The sequence below is a fragment of the Thermophagus sp. OGC60D27 genome, assembly GCF_052400625.1.
Taxonomy (GTDB): domain Bacteria; phylum Bacteroidota; class Bacteroidia; order Bacteroidales; family Marinilabiliaceae; genus Thermophagus.
Window position 1 is genome coordinate 1 of record NZ_JBQTGH010000023.1, and the last position, 19,695, is coordinate 19,695.

Annotated in this window: 10 protein-coding genes; 1 reads left to right on the forward strand and 9 read right to left on the reverse strand. The window is 41.0% G+C overall.

What is annotated here, in order from left to right:
• Positions 1-965: 965 nt before the first annotated feature.
• The 9 genes from ACT29H_RS16385 to ACT29H_RS16425 form a co-directional block, all read right to left on the reverse strand.
• Positions 966-2,069: a polysaccharide lyase family 7 protein gene (locus ACT29H_RS16385; protein ID WP_444822737.1), complete on the reverse strand. Its 1,104-nt coding sequence runs from the start codon at positions 2,067-2,069 to the stop codon at positions 966-968.
• Positions 2,070-2,137: 68 nt separating this feature from the next.
• A complete protein-coding gene (locus ACT29H_RS16390; protein WP_444822738.1) occupies positions 2,138-4,690 on the reverse strand; it encodes a chondroitinase-B domain-containing protein in 2,553 nt (850 codons plus the stop codon).
• Positions 4,691-4,779: 89 nt separating this feature from the next.
• On the reverse strand, positions 4,780-5,526 hold the full coding sequence (locus ACT29H_RS16395; protein WP_444822739.1) for a sulfite exporter TauE/SafE family protein: 747 nt from the start codon (positions 5,524-5,526) through the stop codon (positions 4,780-4,782).
• Between the two features lie 51 nt (positions 5,527-5,577).
• The gene (locus tag ACT29H_RS16400; RefSeq protein ID WP_444822740.1) at positions 5,578-7,812 is read right to left on the reverse strand and encodes a heparinase II/III domain-containing protein; all 2,235 of its coding nucleotides are present in this window, start codon (positions 7,810-7,812) and stop codon (positions 5,578-5,580) included.
• A 17-nt stretch (positions 7,813-7,829) separates the two neighbouring features.
• Positions 7,830-10,124, reverse strand: coding sequence for a heparinase II/III family protein (locus ACT29H_RS16405; RefSeq protein WP_444822741.1), 2,295 nt, complete (start codon positions 10,122-10,124; stop codon positions 7,830-7,832).
• An 82-nt stretch (positions 10,125-10,206) separates the two neighbouring features.
• Positions 10,207-11,577, reverse strand: coding sequence for a RagB/SusD family nutrient uptake outer membrane protein (locus ACT29H_RS16410; protein WP_444822742.1), 1,371 nt, complete (start codon positions 11,575-11,577; stop codon positions 10,207-10,209).
• A gap of 21 nt (positions 11,578-11,598) precedes the next feature.
• Positions 11,599-14,631, reverse strand: a complete 3,033-nt coding sequence (locus ACT29H_RS16415; RefSeq protein ID WP_444822743.1) for a SusC/RagA family TonB-linked outer membrane protein — start codon at positions 14,629-14,631, stop codon at positions 11,599-11,601.
• Positions 14,632-14,821: 190 nt separating this feature from the next.
• Positions 14,822-15,538, reverse strand: a complete 717-nt coding sequence (locus ACT29H_RS16420; protein WP_444822744.1) for a FadR/GntR family transcriptional regulator — start codon at positions 15,536-15,538, stop codon at positions 14,822-14,824.
• Positions 15,539-15,653: 115 nt separating this feature from the next.
• Complete coding sequence (locus tag ACT29H_RS16425; protein WP_444822745.1) at positions 15,654-16,631, reverse strand: PKD domain-containing protein; 978 nt, start codon at positions 16,629-16,631, stop codon at positions 15,654-15,656.
• A 654-nt stretch (positions 16,632-17,285) separates the two neighbouring features.
• Here ACT29H_RS16425 and ACT29H_RS16430 point away from each other — a divergent pair.
• Positions 17,286-19,604 (forward strand): chondroitinase-B domain-containing protein, encoded by a 2,319-nt coding sequence (locus ACT29H_RS16430; protein WP_444822746.1) that lies wholly within the window; start codon positions 17,286-17,288, stop codon positions 19,602-19,604.
• The last annotated feature ends 91 nt before the right edge of the window (positions 19,605-19,695 follow it).

The following is a 19,695-nucleotide window of genomic DNA, read 5'->3' on the forward strand; positions in this document are numbered from 1 at the left end:
CTTATACCAAAGGTTGGGATAACCTTATACCAAAGGTTGGGATAACCTTATACCAGGGGTTGGGATAACCTTATACCGGAGGTTGGGATAACCTTATACCAAAGGTTGGGATAACCTTATACCAGGGGTTGGGATAACCTTATACCAGAGGTTGGGATAACCTTATACCAGGGGTTGGGATAACCTTATACCAGGGGTTGGGATAACCTTATACCAGGGGTTGGGATAACCTTATACCAGGGGTTGGGATAACCTTATACCAGAGGTTGGGATAACCTTATACCAGAGGTTGGGATAACCTTATACCGGGGGTTGGGATAACCATTGCATGAAATCTATTAAACAGCATGCAAACACTTCAAAGTGCCCATTTTCAGACTCCTTTCAAAGCTTTACATCCTGACTTTTTGTACAATCCTTCTTCTCCCTCTCTGTATTGACTGATACCAATTTATGACTTGTCTGAGTTTAAGCTGTTCTGTTTTCGTGGAAAGCAACCAACGCTCCATTAAAGAAATCTCAATCAGGAAAAGGGGTAATACACACACTCTCCAAACTAATTTTTGGTCATTTCCGGATGGACCCCCTTTTCGTGGGTTAGTATTGAAGCTTTCAGGGCCCCTCCCCAACGTTTCAACCCGAATTATGCATTAGAACTTCGTCATGAGAATTAAAAGTGCAATCAATCAAGAACTTGTTGAAATGAGGCATAGCATCGCTATGGTGAATTGAGACAAGTTAGCTTGCGACTTGATTGGCAGCAATTTTAATTCGTAATAGATTTTCTAATGCATTTTTCGGGTTCAACACCTGGTTCGTCCTGGCCCATCAAAAAAAAACATGCCTGCGACAAAAGGATTATTCGCAGGCATGGGAAACACAACACCACACAATTATCCGTCGGAGTCATCGTTTAGGGTCTGTTGGCATAACATCTGCAGATATGACCAATCCTTCCATAAGATTTAGAAAGTTTCCACCAATTCAATTTTAGAAACGGCCACTTCACCATAAGCATCTAAAGGTTCATCGTCGTAACCTTCTTTGATTTGACTTAAGAAGATGGATGATTGCGTATAGCAACCAACCTTAAAATAGCCAACCTGATCATTGGATGTCCAGGTGTATGAGAACTCTTTTCCATTCGCCAGATTTACCACTTTACAAGTAATCTCACCCCCCTCAACTTCGACAAGCACATTAAGTTTTTGCCCCAATTCATATGGCACATCTTGCTTAAAGTATTTTTTATTCTCTTCGTTCCACACCAAGTAGAGGCCTTGATCGGCATGATACTGGAGTCGCATTGGCTCATCTTCAGGCCCATGAATTTGGACAAAACAGACCTCCGGTTTCCTTTCCGGGGTATGCAAAATCCGCACTTCAACTTCCAGTTTTTGATAATCCTGCACCGACCAGTAATGATCACCACCACCAACCAATTGTCTCAATTCACACCGAGGATATTTGGATCCTGAAGTTGTAACCCCGGCACAATGCCCTCTAAAAACCACTTCACCATCCTGAGCTCTAAAATAGGGTTCATATTGATAATCGATCAAATCCTGGCCCCCAATCTCCAAAGGATTAGTATTTCGTTCATTCACATCAGTCACCGAAGAGTTATCATTCCCCTGGTCGTCCACAGGCAAAGTAACCTTCCAGTCCACCAGGTTCGGAATGATGTCAGCGGGAAACAATCGGGCAGCTTCAGGAGTTGCCTTAGTATATCTTGCTTCGGAGGCATTCCCTGTCTCATCAAAAGCCACAACGGAAAAAAGGACCTCCACACCATTCTCCAATGATTCCACGAGTAGACTATCCCGGGATGTAACCACTACCTCCTCGTTGTATTTTACTTCCACATGGCTAAAATCTGCATCCTTCGGATTGGTCCATCGCAAAAGAACCTGCGAATCCAAAGCCGATGCCGCCAAATTGGTCACAGGACTGGGTGGAACATGGTCTTCTTCATCATTGGACTTGCAACTTCCCGTCAAGCAAATCAGAAAACTCCCAAAGACGAATAACAATAAATTTTTAATCCATAAAATGAAATACTTCTTCATAAACGCTTCCCTCTGTTAAATAAGTTAAAAACCAATTATTGCTTAGGTTGCCACCCAGACTGAATCAATTAATGTGACACTATTATTTTCTTACTGGTTACGGAGCCATCTTCATAGGTAAGCCGAACAATGTAAATCCCATCCGGCAAGAATGACAAATCCTGCTTCTGTATAGCACTACTATAGTCGAACCTCTTCTTCATCCACATCTTTCCGTGAAGATCAAAAACCGCCATTGCCTTCACGGCAACCCTCCCTCCATCAAAATAAAACTGGTTGTCAACAAAATAGGACGAATAACCTGAATTATTCTGCCCGGGATTATCGACCACCGACAGAGGATTCGCTGCATAAAATTCAATTTCTGTAATTGTATTCCATTCACTGGGTCTGGAGGGCTGGCCATATCCGATTATTTTAACGTAACGAACCCCGGAAACGATGGATGGTAAAAGGAAACTCTTGAATTCGTCATTGGTATTACTCACCAAATTTTCCTCATCGGGGAAAGCATTGACAAAATCTTCCTCTTCAGCACCTGTGGAAGAAACCCAAATTTGCAATTCGTAAGTTTTACCATCGGTGGTTGCATAATCCACCAATGCTAAATCATAAGCCGCCCCCAGGTCAAAAATGATTTCACCGCCATAGCCAAAACCGGACCACTGGGTATCAAAATCTTTGTCTAAGGCATGTTCCGCCACATTGTTCTTGGAATCGGTCACCTCTTCATCAAAGACATAATATACCGATACATTATCATTATCGCTACCATCATTTATAAGGTAGAGCCCCTGATGGACATCAGCAGCCTGCTGGGTAACGGTTAAAGTTCTGGAAATAGTTCCTCCGGAAATGGTAATATATCCAACTCGATCTTCAAATTCTACATTCTCAGCAACCGCAATTAAGATGGTATCATTATTTTGGCCGGCAGAAGGGCTTACAGATATCCAATCGTAATCCTCTGCAACAGACCATTCAAGGTTAGCCGTAACAGCCACCTTTTTTTCTTCTCCCTCTGCAGCAAAAGAACCCACAGAACTTACAAATAAAATTTCCGATTCCGAATCATCTTCATAAGCATAAGGGCCTACATCCTCAGTGGTCAAAGGTTTATATTGCCCTTCCTCTTCACTGAAATGATCGCAGCCGGGATTACTGGAAGCGGGACGACTTTGGCCTTCAATATCGACGGAAACATTCTCGCTTTCAACGCCATTTTCAAAAAGAGGCGTTTCACTTGAAGATTTCCATATTTGATCATTTTCATCAAAAACCAATTGAGGATCTTCATTAATAACTTCCTTGTCTTCAAAAGTTGTGGTGGTAGCGCCCGACACCAAAGAAGCAGACTCAACAGGATAAACCAAATTATTTTTCCAAGTAATATTATCACCCTGATCATTATCGTCCATAAAAGCAATCAGACTATTTTCCGAGCCTGTAATTAGATTATTAGCAATTAATATATTTGCCAAATCTTTTGAATACTTCCCATTGTTATCGAACCCTATCTCTATGCCATGACTGTTATTTACCAGGGTATTATAGGCGATAATAATATTCTCGGCACGAAAATGTTTGGTTAAATTTGAACTTTGTCCGTCTATGGCATCTCCAAGCGTTAAGGTAATAGGTGCATCCCACTTGGTTCCGGTCAATCCTTCAAAGTAATTGTTGACAATAACATGATCAGTACCGTAAATTCTAATGCCGCCCGTATAAAGAGTGGCACCTTCTTCTGACATTCCAACCTCTTTTCCATTTCCAAAGAAATAATTTCCTTCGGCTCTGTTTCTGTTTCCATGACGGAAGGAAAGCGTTCCATAACAACCTTTGAAGGTATTATGCCGAATGATATTATCGCACGATTTCACGGAAACAATTTCCGGGTCCCCGTCACAATCTTCAAACAAATTAAACTCAACGGTAGTAAAGCCACTGGAATTAGACATATCACTCCACCCAATCCGGATAGATTCTTGCTCGTTGACAGCTCTTGGCCCGTTATTCTTAAAATAATTGTGGTCAATAACATCATATTGTGATTGATAAGCGTTATCGTCCGAATCGTAAGATCCATCTATCGTAATAAAATGCCCGGGAGTGGTCTTATTTTGAAAAATGTTGTGATCGATTCGATTGTGGTGACTTGGATACTGGAATGGCATCGTGTTATCATTATAGACACCCCCCACATACACCCACTTAACAGACTCAGTGGCATCCGTTTCAAAAACATTTCTGGTGATACGAATATTATTACACCCTTCCAGTTTGACCAAAGTGTTATTATCGGAACAATCGAAGACAAAACCTTCTAAGGTGATATAAGAGGATTTTTTAAACACACAATACGAGGATCCGGTAAGCACAACGCCGCCAACACTTTCGGCCCTGACGATGATAGGATTTTCGGCGGTAGCCATATTTTCAAAACGCATTTCGAAATCAGCATAGGTTCCGTTTTTAACAACAAACTCACCCCCGGTAGTAGCACCATTCACTGCTTCCGATAATTCCTCTCCATCGTCATAAAATTCTTGCGAGAGGAGTTGATTAGACCATAAAAAAGCAAAAACAAGGATTAAATTTTTTATCGTAAAAATCTTTCTCATAACAACTTATTTTTCAAAAACTTTTCAGTAATTGCAAATAATAATATCACAAGGTCTTCTCGCCAATGAGAGAAGACCGCCCTATTGCATTAAAAAAACCAAAGTTTAATGGCCATACCGATAATGGCCAATACCAAAATTATTTTGATCCACTTTTCGCCACCTTTCATATTTAAATGACTGCCCAAAATCCCGCCTAAAGAAGTGCCGACAGCCAAAGTAATTCCGACCTTCCAATCAACCATCCCGTTGAATAAAAACACGCCAACAGCGGGAATAGAATAGACCAGCGCAACAAATACTTTTATGCTATTCGCCTTCATAAGGGAAAAGTGATTGATCTTGGTTAAGGCAAGGATGATTAAAAATCCAATACCGGCATGTAAAAAACCGCCGTAAATACCAAGCAGAAAGAAAACTAAAAGACCTGAAACCAACTGTTTGGAACTAATATTGGCGTTGTCACTAATAGTATTCTGTTTTCGCCGAACAATAAAAAAAGCAGCGCCAACCATCACCAATGCCAGAAATCGGTTAAAGGCTTTTTCGTCAATATCTACAGCCAGATTGGCCCCAATAATGGCCCCCACAACTGCAGCAGCCCCCAGATAAAGGCTATAGGGAAATTCGTAGATCCCTTTGCGAGCAAAATTGGAAACCGCAAAAACATTCTGGGCAATTATTGCAATCCGATTCGTGCCATTTGCCACGCCAGAGGGCAGCCCCATGAAAATCATCAAAGGCAATGTCAACAATGACCCTCCGCCGGCAACCACGTTGACAAATCCGGAAAGAATCCCAGCTAAAACTAACAACAAAATCTCTAAAGCATCCACGAAAATCCCTATAGTTAAAAATAAAACATATAAAAGTTATGGGCACAGCATTTACTCATTCACATACATCTTAAAAGGCCCATCCCAGCTGACTTCCTTATCGTCTTTAAGTTTCACATGGTGACGCGAAGTCGCTTCACGATCGCGATTGGATATAGCCAGGATAATGCGCTTGTTATTCACCAATTCAACGGAAACAATTGTGTAATCGTCGGTATTCATCAAAGTCTCAATATTCATAACAGAACCAAAAGGACTATCGATCAATTCGGTTTCATAGTCTCTGTATCCATGAGCTTCTATCGTTGACACGAAGAGACTACCACCGGCTTTGTGACGGCGCAAAACCCAGGAAGGCTCATTTCTCAAATTAAACTCCGGATCATTTGAGCCAAGACGGGTAAAAAAGATCGTATCTCCTTCCTGTGCCTCTGTGTTAACAGAATAGAAACTTCGATTATTAAGAAAAACAATCCGGCTCACACGATCCCCGGGCGATCCTGCTCCTTCATTCCATAGATGCTGGTAACCATTACTGCTTCCAAAAGCTTTGAGAATCTTAAATCTCTCATAAGGGAAATTGGTATGAAGGATTTGTCCGTCATAATGGAAAGGTAAATCATAGGTATGAACTTGATCGGCATCGGAAGCGGCCCGAAAAACATCTACTATCAGGGGATTTTTCAACAATACCGAATCTTCAATTAATGCCAGGGTCCGATGCAATGATATGCCGGGATAAGCATTCAATTCTTTGGCACTCATCACCTTCACTGTTTCCTGGTCGACTTTGAAGAACCAGGGGGTACCATCGGTTTTCGAGGCTTTCTTTACATTGCCCCCAAACTGTGACATTTGATCGACCACCAATGTATTGTGAGCAATGGTTTGTTGGGCCCAGGTATCATTTTCGGGAAGGTATCGACCGCCATGCTTATACTCGATATTTACAAATCTTGCCGCACCATAGTCGGTTAAAATCTCATGACCGCTGTCATAAAACATCACAGATAATCGATCGAAGTGCCCATGCCCCATCCCATGTGAGGCATACTTCATGACAATGGCTTGTTCTCTCTCTTCCGACCGAAGCACTCCGATGGCCCCCTTATCTCCGTGAGCCCCGTCAAAGAATTGGCGAGATCTTCTGATAAAAGGTTTCGCTTCTCCTTTTTCGAGATCTCTGGCCACGGCCACACCGCCCCGGGAAAAAACAACTTCGCCTTGTTGCCGGGCAATACTTAACAGTTCTTTTTGTGATTGATCGACGTTATAAATTATATCCACGGCATTCACCAGTTCGGGTGCAGCCAGCGACATTTCTTTAATGGCATCATTAATAGGAAAGAACCGTCCATCAACATTGGTTAACTGAAGAGTGGTTAATACGGCTTTCTTTAAAACACTATCTCTAAAAGCAAAAATTCTCAAGTCGGGCCGATTACTTTCCAACGACTGGGCAAACAGGAGATAAGGTAATAGGGCATATCTCTGATAATAGGGTCCCTCCGTATAATACCCATCGGGCGAGAACAACTCTGTCAGCTGCACCAGAAAACCCGATTCATTGGCCTCCTTATCCTTCGGTTGATCGCCTTCAACACCATACAAGGCACGTTCTACGAGTTCATCGTCCCTTAATGCCAATCCGGTCATCCCCACAGCAGCGACGGCCCATACCCCATGATTATGAACCCGATTAAACACTTTCGGTGATTCAACAGACAGGAAGTCGACATAGGGCCTTAACAAATTGGTTTCGATTGTTAATCGGTCTTGGGGGTCAAGGTAACTGAACACACAATCATAAGCCTGAATGGTATACACCAACCAGACGGCCTCATTTAACGACTGCCAAAAAAGCTTTCCCGGGGCATAGGAGGCTTTAACGGGATGTCTGCCAAGTTGAGGATAAAGTGCTGCATATTCAAGCAGCATATTTTTAACAAACTCAGCATATTTTTCTTCACCCGTAAGTTGCCACAGCACACCGGCACCATACATTGCGATATAATTGCTTTTATGTTTGTTGTGCGTATATCCACCTGCCGGATCCACCGGAATCGGAACATCCATTGGTTGACTCATCAATTGGTCTGTCCTCGTTTTTAATTTTTCAAATGAAATGGACAAAAGCGGCAACTTTTCTTTTAATTTTTTAGCCTCCTTGACAGAACTATTCGTCAAAATAAGATTGGGATGAGCAGGTCCTTCCTCTGTTATTTCCGATCCACATCCACATAGAAAAAATGCACAAAAGAATACGAATAAGAATGTTTTCTTCATGGGAAAATGCTTTTTAATTATTCAATGCTAAATGGTCCACTTGATTCAACAATGCAAGAATCCCCAATTGCCAGATTAAAAGAATCAGCCCCCTTGGTAAAGGAAACAGAGGAAATCCCGCAGTTTGTAATCTTATATTGGTTATTATTAATTTTTTCCACGAACAAATCCGCTTCTTTTCCGGAAATACGCACCACGTCATCTCCTAACTTAAATGAGGTCGATCCCAGAATCAAGCGGTCATTCTCTTTTTCCAGGCAGACGACCTTATTCCCGTCGCCGGTTGTTTTCTCATACAGCCTCCATTCCCCGAAAGTCAGATCTTTAAATTCAGTATTTTTAAGCTCCAACCGATCAGCAAATGAAGCAAAGGGATATAACAGAGTCGTAAATGCGCAAGTCTGCCCAGATCGACTCTCGACAACAATGCGCCCTTTTCCTCTTCTAATGGCCCTCCCCACCTCATCGGAGACAGGCAACAGCTGAACAATATCAAGCCCGGCACCAGAGGGAAAAACGGACCTCATATGAAACTGGCTTTCTTGACTATAATGTCCTTGCCAAACCTGCTGAAACGAATGATTCTCCAAACATTCGGAAACAAAATAATCCCGAACCAGCCATCCGGCATTTTTTAGAAAGAAAACTCCCCGGAAATAGTCAATTCCCTGATCCTTATCCCCGTCATGGCTCCCCACAAAATAATCGATACTATTCGTGCTTCCCCAGGCATGTACTGTCGGATTTGGCAAGTTTTCCCATTTTCCGAAACCACTTCCGCCTTTATTCCCTTTCCACATTGTACCCTGAGGGACGGAGTCAGCAAGGGCCACATTCTTAGTAAAAGAGTTCTTAAACTCAGCCAGATCCGGCAGGAAATAACGCACCTGATAGTTGGGCAACACCATTTCACCAAAGGCGTAAGCCTGAATCCCCAGGACATCGCCATGCTGATGATCAGGTTTCTGTTGTGTAACCCCTGCACTAATGATTAAATAGAGGTCTTCATCATTCCATCCCTGACGCATTACATAGTAGCCGACCTCTTTTAAAGCGACGCTTCCCACAGTCGGTTGTTGAGCAGACCGCCGTACTAATTGCTTCAGTTGTTCGGAAGATAATAACCAGAAATAGGCTCTTGGCGGCAGTTCAGAAGCAAAATAAGAAAAGACAGGGTCGCCAAAAATCATAGCGCCCACGCACATGATCTCGTCTATATCATTAAACTCGGCCCAAGGCTTGTCGGTATCATCCTGAAGAACGGGTGCTTTCTTATTAGGCAATGCAATTTTGGTAAGCACATCAAACATCCCCCTAAGCCTTTCTTCCCATATGGGACTTAGAGAAATGCCATTGACTTTAGCGGCTTGATAGGCATACAAATAATTGAATATATCTGATTGATGGTAATGGACACCTCTTTCAAACTGGAACCCATCGGGATATACTTCATTTCTTAAATGTTCTTCCAAATTATTTATGGCTAACCTCTGCCAATCCGCCGCATCGTTAAATTCTTTAAAAATCAAAGAGATCATTAACAATGCGCTCATCCCCCTGGTTTGATGATTGCCTTGTTTATAAGTTTTATTGTGTTCTGCAATTTTGGAGGCGGTAAGCAATAGATTTTTAATAATAACCAGTTGCTGTTCCCAGGAATATTGATCAGAAGCCAATAGAATTTGATGAGCCAAAAGCCAGTTGAAAACCCGATTCCCGGCCCGAAAGGCTTCAAAAACGCCATTTCCGTCTTCAACACGCTCATATTCTCCCTTCCCAAAAGCGTCATTTAACGATTGTGCCTGAGTCGGAATGTAATTCAAATAGGTTTCTTCATTGGTATAATAATACATGAAAGCGATATCATCCGCTTTATGTTGCCTGGTTAAGTGCCTGTAGGGATAAGATGTAACAACCTCTCCCTTCAGATTCACAAATGGCATTTTCCACGGAACTTCCGGTGAATATAATTCCATGTGTTGTTTCGCCTCATCCTGATGATATTGACCGGATGACGGATACAATTGATTGTACAGAGAAAATCTTTGTCGGAAGTCATCATGAGAAAAGAAAAATCTCTCTTTAAGTCTTTCTTTAAAATAATAAGTAAATTGCTTTAACCCCTTTTCATGGTTTCCTCTATTGTATTCCCTTACAATCCCTTTAATTTCCTCATTATTTTCATCATCCAACATTTCCATCAAAAAGCAATCCGACACATACGTTTTGCATCCATCATGGCTATTTTGCGAAGAAATCGTTTTTGTCGCAGCAAAAAACAATGCCAAAAAGAGTCCTAAAATTTTTACCATATCCATTCAAATACCCAAAGAAAAGGGATCGCATAAAAAGTCAGGGATCCCTTTTTCTTTGCAAATCACTAAAAAAGCGCTACTAATAACCTGGATTTTGTTTCAACCCAGAATTAAGATTTATTTCTCTTTGGGGAATAGGCAACAACAAATCATTAGCATTAAAAACAAAATTAGCTTCTTCGGTTTGTGAGAATGCTGTCATAACCGATTCAGCTTCCCCAAACCTTACCAAATCATAGAGCCTATGGTTTTCAAAGGCTAATTCGATTCGACGTTCTTTCAATAAGTCAGCTTTGGTTACACTTGAAAAATCATCCGACAACCCGGCTCTGTTACGGATCGCGTTGAATCCCTCCAATGCCAGTGCGTCAGAAGTAGAATCACCTTCCCCTATAGAGGCTTCCACATACATCAATAAAACATCGGCATAGCGCAGGACAATCCAGTCGTTGCCGCTAAGTTCCTCATTGGAAGCATCTGAGCGAAATTTACCACATTCATATCCTCCCGACGAGATAGCTTGAGGATCGTAATAGAAGAGCGTGTTAAATCTGGCATCTGCAGGATCAACCTGACTCATCAAATCCAATGTAGGATAATTGAGTCCACTGGCTCTCCCTTTCCAGGTAAAGTCATATGAAAAAATTTGACTCTCTTCACTGTCATCAGGAATAAACGGAACTGCAAAAATTATTTCATCGTTTCCTTCGCTGTAAAAAACATCGTGATAGTCATCCATCAGCTCAAACTTACCATTGGTAATAATCTCCTCTAAAAGGGTTTTTGCTTGGGCGTGATCCCCAATGGTAAGATAAACCTTAGCAAGCATAGCCTGAGCCGCCTCTTTTCCGGCTCTGCCAAACGGCATGTTTTCACTATTAGGCAATAACTCAATGGCATCCGATAAGTCTTCCTGAATGGCGGTATAAACCTGTTCGACAGGTTGTCTCAAACCGGTATCTTTATCGCCCGGCAAAACAATGGTTTTAATAATGGGGACGTCGCCAAAGGCTCTCACTAAGTTAAAGTGAGCGAAGGCACGCGCAAATTTTGCTTCTCCCTCAAATTGGGCCCTCTCGTCAGGATCGGAAACAATATCCAAATGCTCTAAGACAGTATTGGCCAGAAATACCAGTTTGTAATTATCCATCCAATATTGAGCAACAGTAGCATTAGAAACATCCACATTCATACTTTCAAATTGGGCCCATTCCCCTTCACGGAGATTGGTCTTTGTATTATCGCTTCTCATCTCGGCGAGCGCAAATTCATATTGAACAAATGTTTGCATCCCATCATAAACACTGATAACGGCTGCTTCTACTTCATCATTTGTTTTATAGAAATTGCCACTCCCTAAGTCACTTATTGGGTTCAGATCAAGAAAATCATCGCAGGCGCCAAACAACAACCCGACAATTAATATTGAGAATATTTTAAGCTTTTTCATCTTTCAACTGTTTTTTGCAGTTTAAAAATTAAGATTTACACCAAAACTAACCGCCTTAGAGACAGGTGCTGCCCCAACCTGGTAGCCACCTCTCAGTGGGCTTGTATTATCTGTCACCCCTTCAGGATTAAAACTGGTGTATTCATCCGCAGTCAAGAAAATAAGGTTTTGAGCACTCACATAGACACGGGCATTCTTCATTCCAATTTTAGAAGCCAAATTCTGTGGCAGGGTATACCCCAGATTTACATTCCTAAGCGCTATATAGGAAGCATCCTGAACACACAGATCGGTATAAATTCGCTGAACCACTTTGTCGGCATCAGGGAAGTCGGCCGTATAGTCCATATTTGAAGAAAACTGATTGCCGAAATATTGAGGATCTAAATTTCGAACTTTAGCCCCATGCGACCCCTGGAATGTAAAGCTTAAATCAAAGTCATGGTAATTCAAGGTATTGCTAAAACCCCAAACCAGTTTAGGATATGGCGACCCTAAAATGGCCCGGTCATCCGAATCGATTTGTCCGTCACCATTCAAATCTTTCACATAAACATCCTGACTTTCGCCTCCTATTGGATAAAAAGGGTCATTAAGATATTCATTAGGGATATCTTTTTCATAAACATACCCATAAAATGATGAAATGGGATAGCCTTCCAAGGCAATATACTCAGCTGCTCTTTTATCATCTTCATAAGTGATTAGTCCGCTGGCACCGGCAAAATCGACCAACTCATTCACATTGTGAGACATATTGAGTGATGTATTCCACTTAAAATTAGTCGATCGTATGGGTTGTGCACCAATCTCAATTTCAAAACCGCTGTTTTTCACTTCTCCAATGTTCATTGTAGCCGTCTCAAAACCTGTAACCCCTGGAATTTCCTGAGCCAGTAACAAATCTTTACTCCGTCTCTGATAGGCATCAACAGAAATATTGAGTTTATTAGCCCATAACCCCAAATCAATACCACCACTGATTTCCTCGGATTTCTCCCAGCCCAGATCCGGGTTGGCGATGTTATATGGCGCAAAACCTCCGGTAGCAGCCCCACCAATAATCGCCGAAACGGGTACTACTCTAGAAATAGCTTCATAAAGACCTATCCCCTCTTTATTCCCTGTAACCCCATAACTGGCACGAATCTTTAAATTGGATACCGCGTTCACACTTTCCATAAAATCCTCTTCTGAAATCCGCCATCCGGCAGATATTGCCGGGAAAAAACCATATTTTGTATCTTCTCCAAATCGAGAAGAGCCATCCCATCTGGCGCTTAAAGAAAGCAACAAACGATTATCATAGGAATAGTTGAACCGGCTGATGAAGGATTGCATGGTTTCTTCCGCCTTTTCGGTCATAGCCTCCGAAATAGAGGTCGCTGCATTTATCGTTTGGATATAATCAAAATCATATCCGGTACCTTCCATATCGGAATAAACGTTATGCCATTTTTCAAAGGCAATACCTGCAACGGCATCGATAGTATGTTGCCCAAAACGATTACTGTAATTAAAAATATTTTCGTTTACGCCATGATAATAAACATCATTGGTGCTTAGAGAATAAACGGCGCTTGCGCCATTCCGGTGCGATAACGATCCTTGCCAATCCTCATCCCGGTTGGTACTATAATTTAATGCCAGGGAAGAAGTCAAAGACAAATGGTCATTAAAATTAAGCGTGATATAACCTTTTGAATATAACTGGAATTTATACGTTTTAAATTCTCGTTCTACAACTTTGGCGTAAGGGTTAACGTTAGAGGTGGTACTAATATCCACATCAGATCCATTGCCATACAAGTCATAATTGTCAAAATGGCGCTCCATCGCATAGTCACCTACTTCCACATCGGGATAAGTATTCCGGTCAACATATTGTATGGTATTTTCGTCATGGTAAATGAGCAACCAGGGAGATTGACGTAATGCATCCTGAATCCGAATAGGGAAATCTCTTTTAACAGAATAAGAGGGGCTCACCGAGGCACCAAAAGAAACAACATCATTAATTTTGGTATCCATATTCAACCTTAAGTTAACTTTTTCAAAGTTATCGGTAAGCAAAACACCTTCATCTTCAAGATAGCCTCCGGAAACAGAATATTTGGTTTTCTCGGTACCGCCACGAGCACTTAAAGAATAGCTCTGAATGATACCACCGTCAAAGATCTCATCCACCCAATCCGTCTCTGTTCCAAGTTCCATGATATATTTCATTGGGTCGGTTAGTTCACCTCCATTCCCGGCTCTAACCTTATCAGCCCATTCACTTATAGAATAGAATTTATCATCAAAACTTTCAGTAAATCTAACCCCGTAATAGGCTTTGAAATTAAACACAGGTTTCCCTTCCTTTCCCTGCTTGGTGGTGATCATAATAACGCCGTTCCCACCACGAGAACCATAAATGGCTGATGAAGCAGCATCTTTTAAAACTTCGATGGACTCCACATCATCCATGTTCATACTTCCTAAATAGTCGGCGTCCACAACGACACCATCTAATACAATCAGGGGCGACGCATCGGCTGTGATGGATCCAATCCCCCGAACCCTGATAGTGGGTGAAGCACCCGCAGAAGCATCGGTAGACTGAATCGTTACACCGGAAATTTTACCGACCAATGCATCTTCGGGCCTAGACACCGGAATTTCATTTAACTTATCATTACTAAGCTTTGAAATAGAACCGGTTAAATGTGATTTCTGCTGAACCCCATACCCCACAACCACAACCTCCTCGATGGCAATGCCATCGGGATCCAGAACAACATTGAGATTCGTCTGGCCCGGCTCAACGGCCATCTCTTGGGCAACAAACCCTATAAATGAAAATACGACAGTAGAATTCTCCTGTGTCAGTTGCAATGAATAATTTCCGTCTATATCTGAAACGGTACCGTTAGTGGTCCCTTTTTCATAAATATTAACCCCAATTAAAGGTTCACCATCATCAGAGGAAGTAACTTTCCCCGTTATTAATGATTGAGCATACAATTGCCCCACCATTACAGACATGAACAACAATAATAACTTTCGTATCATAAGAATGAAATTTGCGATTAAATTGAATTGTACTAATTTTGCAAATGAAAATAGCCTTCCACCTTTGCCTGCGGCTCAAAACTTTAAGTCACAGACAATCAATCAACAACATCAATCCAAGGAAGGACGATCAAATTAATTACAGAATTAGTGTGGTGGCTCACACTAATTCTTTTTTTAGAAGCTTACCTCATAAAAAACTAACCTTTGATTTGCTGAATTCATAAACATCTTTCAAATGAAGTAACATGTTTTTTTCAGCCATCGCTGAATTCTGCATCTTTATGGCATTCATAATGTTTTCATGCTCCACTAAAGACTTATTGACTTCACCTGCAGGACAAACATTTTCCCGGATGTAAATATTCAAAATATCAGGTAATATTATCAGCATCAACGTTTTGGCAACCTTATTCTGACTTGCATCAACAATGGTCAGATGAAAATTCAAATCCTCCTGAACAGCACTTAACCCCTGATTAACTTTCTCACGATAAGCGGAAAGGGCTATTTCCATTTGTTCCAAATGCGCCTCAGTCCGCCTTTGAGCAGCTAATTGAACCACATATCGTTCAATCATTAACCGCGTCTCAACCAGTGAGAAAAAATCGGGCTTTTCAATTTTCATCACATTCGACAAAAGTCCTTCCAAAACAGAGATATCAACCCCCTTGACATACACCCCACTTTGAGGCATGGTAGACAGGATACCGAGAAATTCCAATTTTTTAATCGCATCTCTAATATAAGTTCTACCAACACCCAATTTTTCAGACAATTTTCTTTCAGAAGGTAATCTATCTCCTATTTTCAACTGACCGGACGCTATCAACCCTTTAATTTGACTAACTATTTTATCCACAGGCGTTTCAACCTCAATCGTTCTAAAATTTTCCAGCAATTCCATCGTAAAAAGTTTAATTTTGGACAACTAAATATTTGGTCGACCAAAAATAACCAAAATTCTTCTATCTTTAACCATTTTGTTAGCAACAAATTAAAGGGAATATCCATTCAAAACCCTACAAAGAGACGATCGAGAAATTAGCGAATCTTATGGTTAAACCACTATAAATGCTTTCCACTTGGATTTCGCTGGCATCACCCGAATCAAAAATCACACTATATTCTACATACTCATTTTGAGGACTTGAATTTTCAACCAAATCCACTTCCGTCAAAACCGCATTAGACTGAGCATCACAGACAGTAAATGGTATCGTTCCATCATTTCCATCAATGGCCGCAGAAAATACAATCTTATAGGTCGTGTTAGGATAAACGCGAAGCGTTTGTGCAATAAACTTTCCTTCACTGTCTAGTTTAGCCCCATTCCCGGCAGGAGGTGTAGGTGAATTACTAGTGGAATAATTTCCGCCCCAATCACTTTTTTCGCCTTCGAAAGTAGGACTTACAAATTGGGGAGTACCTGTCTGAACAACAACAGTAGTATCATGATCTTCTTCCCCTTCTCTGCTGGCAGTCAGAGTCACCTGAAATTCACCGGGACCAGAATAGTAATGGACCGGATCCGTTTCATTCGAGAATTCACTGCCATCACCAAAGTCCCAAACATAGCTAGTGGCACGGGTTGACAGATTGGTAAAGGTCACTTTATCAAAATCGACCTCATAGCTAAACATGGCAAATGGAGTGGTTGGTTCTGCAATCACCGTTACATCAACTGAATATTCTGAATACGCCTCATTGAGATCCTTTGCAATAAGTGTTATGGTGTAGGTTCCAGGGGCATCGTACACAACCATATCCGGAGATTCTTCATCAGAAGTAAGACCATTCCCAAAATCCCATAAATAAACCGAAGCATTCTCTGATAGATTGGTAACCGTCACGTTTAAAAATTCTTTTTGCACCTCAAAATGGGCAACAGGCAATTTGGTGTCTACATACAAGTACTCATATTCTTCATCGCACCCCCATGCGATAAAAAAGATGAGCACAGGCAATATATACAGCCTGAAACCCTTAATTGTAAACATTCCATTTTTTTTCATAGCTTAAAGTTTAGTTTTACAAACAATTGATTTAAAAATCATGTTTCCATTGCAAGCCCAAACAAGGTTGACCAATAAATTGGTTGACCAAAATTATGTACTAAACAATTCTTTTGCAACTATTTTTTTAGTTTTTTTCATCTTTTTTCACGCCCAAGAGCTATTCTACCTGTATTACAAAGCTTTAGACAACCAACACCTCCTTCCATCCATCTTATAACCCTAATAATCAAACCCTACAATCACAACATTCTCAAATTTGACGCACCTCACATCTCTAATACAGTTCATTAAATCCGACAGCTCCATAACAGAATTCCAGACTTTCAGGACCCGGTCAAAACGTTCCTCAAACACCTATCTACCAACCTTTTCATTTTTCCGTCATCACATGAAAAAATCAATAAAACACCCCACATCTCTTGAACAACCTCGATTCCCGGATAAAAAAATTACGGGACTTGCCTCTTTGTTAATTTTTCCTATTTTTGCCTAATGTTTTTGGTCTACCAATTTCTTGGTCGTCCATTCTTTTTGTCCAAAACAGCATTGAGATCTATTTCTGCCTAATGATCCACCGCCATTTCTAATTGAAAAAATGATGTAAAACCTTTGAAAACCGGAAACAAACAGTTAATCATGAAAAGAATAACCTTTCTAATTTTGATTATTTGCCTCACATCCTGTCTGGCAAAAATGGGAAACAAAGAGATTTTGGTACACACCCCGGAAGATTTAGAATCTGCCATCAAAAATGCACATCCCGGTGATGAAATCGTAATGCGCAATAAAATCTGGAAGGATGTCAGAATAAAATTCTACGGAAAAGGGACACCCGAAAAACCCATAATAATAAAGGCTGAGACCCCCGGGAAAGTATTTATTGAAGGCCAATCTGACTTGAAGTTAGGAGGGGAATACCTCATTGTTAAGGATCTTTACTTCCGGAACGGTCACACCCCCTCCAATGCTGTCATCACCTTTAAACTCAACGATACGACCCTTGCCAACAATTGCCGAGTTACCAATTGTGTGATAAAAGATTACAATCAGCCCAACAGAGCGGCATCAGATCATTGGGTTGAATTCTGGGGACGAAAAAACCAGTTAGACCATTGCTATCTTGCGGGAAAAACGAATGAGGGACCAACCCTATTGGTGGAAATAAAAGGCAATCAGAGCATCAGAAATTACCATAAAATAACTCATAACTATTTCGGTCCACGTCCACGCAAAGGTGGGCCAAAAGCGGAAACCATGAGGTTAGGCGACAGCTTCACTTCGATGTCTCCGGGAAATACTTTGGTTGCCAACAATTTTTTTGACAGATGCAACGGAGAAGTAGAGGTGATCTCCAGCAAAACCAACTATAATGAATTCAGAAATAATGTATTTTTCCATTGCGAAGGATCCCTGGTTACCCGTCACGGAAATTATTGCATCATTGATGGGAATTTTTTCATTGGCGATGGAAACTCACCTTACATGGGTGGAATTCGGCTTATAAATACCGGTCACAAAGTCACCAATAATTATTTCATCAATTTAAAAGGAAAAGATTTCAGAAGTCCATTGGCCATCATGAATGGCATCCCAAAATCTCCATTAAATAGATATAACCAAGTCACTGACGCAGTCATTTCTTTTAACACATGGATCAACTGTGAATCACCTTGGCAGTTTGGCGTAGGGAACAACATCGACCAACAGGATGTCTTACCCCCTTCAGAAATCAGATCAGCAAGGCCGATAAGGACCGAAGTCACCAACAATATAATTTTTAATGAAACAGGGGATCCCGCTCCCATTATCGAATTCGACAAAACAGATGGCATCCTTTTCAGATCTAACTTAATTAACAATCAAGGGGTAACGTTTAATCAAGCCAAAAAATTCTCGCTATCTCCATTACCATTTACCGCTTTGGATAAATTTATTTGGGTCCCTTCCTCCTCCCCGGACATTAAACCTTATCAGGGTTTTGAATATGACAAAATCTCACACGATATCCTTGGCCATACCAGGAGCAAAGATTCATGGATTGGGGCTATTTCACAACCAATTAAAAACAGTTCAAAAGTCTCCAATATATTAGATAAAGATAATTATGGACCTGATTGGTTTGCAAAGAATGAGAAGCAAAAAGTGCCATCTGTTTGGCCGGTAAAAGAAGGAACTGAAGCATTAAGAGATGCCCTCCTTCGAGCCTCAGATGGAGACACCATTGAACTTCTTGCCCAAGAATACACCATCAAAAACCCACTGATTGTCGACAAGGCCATCACGATTCGGCACAGAGGCAATTTCCCTGCAGCAATAATCTATTCCGGTCCTCAAAACACCCCCCTCTTTGAGTTGTATCCTCATGGTTTCTTATCTGCAGATAATCTACTACTTAAAGGTTCAAACTCGCAAATGGCCTTTGCTCCGCTCAAAGACAATATGTCAGCCCATTACAACCTGAAAATTGAAAATTGTTTAATAGCCAACTTCCTGTTTGTTATTAAAGGATATAAAAATTCCTTCGCAGATGAAATACAACTCTACAAAACACAAATAGAGGATTGTGAAAACGGAATTGAATTATCGGCACAGAAAGAAGCCAAGGGAGATTATAATGCGGAATATTTAATCATCGACAACTGCAGCTTCACCAATATCAAACGCAACATTGTGGATTATTACAGAGGTGGGTATGACGAATCAACAATTGGAGGCAATCTGGAATTAACCAACAGCAAATTTCAAAATTGCGGACAAAAAGAAGAAACCAATATTTTAATTAACACCCATGGAATAATTAATGTAAACCTAACAAACAACACTTTTAAAAACAATGACACAAAACTCGTGGCTGTTTTATGGGGTGCAAAAAACAATCATCATTCAAACAATCAATTAATTAATTCAGGAAAAATAATAGTTGAGGAAAATCTTCAACTGAAACTAGTTTATTAAACGTTCGTAAATCATCCGTTTCATCCATCCCAGGAGTCGGGTGAGTCGCATGTCTGCATACGGCTCATCCGACTCTTTGCAATCGAGGCCG

What these genes read in the sequence shown, in the direction of transcription:
- ACT29H_RS16385 (WP_444822737.1), bottom strand. Translation starts at nt 2,069, where the DNA reads ATGAAGAAGTATTTCATTTTATGGATTAAAAATTTATTGTTATTCGTC.
- ACT29H_RS16390 (WP_444822738.1), bottom strand. Translation starts at nt 4,690, where the DNA reads ATGAGAAAGATTTTTACGATAAAAAATTTAATCCTTGTTTTTGCTTTT.
- ACT29H_RS16400 (WP_444822740.1), bottom strand. Translation starts at nt 7,812, where the DNA reads ATGAAGAAAACATTCTTATTCGTATTCTTTTGTGCATTTTTTCTATGT.
- ACT29H_RS16405 (WP_444822741.1), bottom strand. Translation starts at nt 10,124, where the DNA reads ATGGTAAAAATTTTAGGACTCTTTTTGGCATTGTTTTTTGCTGCGACA.
- ACT29H_RS16410 (WP_444822742.1), bottom strand. Translation starts at nt 11,577, where the DNA reads ATGAAAAAGCTTAAAATATTCTCAATATTAATTGTCGGGTTGTTGTTT.
- ACT29H_RS16415 (WP_444822743.1), bottom strand. Translation starts at nt 14,631, where the DNA reads ATGATACGAAAGTTATTATTGTTGTTCATGTCTGTAATGGTGGGGCAA.
- ACT29H_RS16420 (WP_444822744.1), bottom strand. Translation starts at nt 15,538, where the DNA reads ATGGAATTGCTGGAAAATTTTAGAACGATTGAGGTTGAAACGCCTGTG.
- ACT29H_RS16425 (WP_444822745.1), bottom strand. Translation starts at nt 16,631, where the DNA reads ATGTTTACAATTAAGGGTTTCAGGCTGTATATATTGCCTGTGCTCATC.
- ACT29H_RS16430 (WP_444822746.1), top strand. Translation starts at nt 17,286, where the DNA reads ATGAAAAGAATAACCTTTCTAATTTTGATTATTTGCCTCACATCCTGT.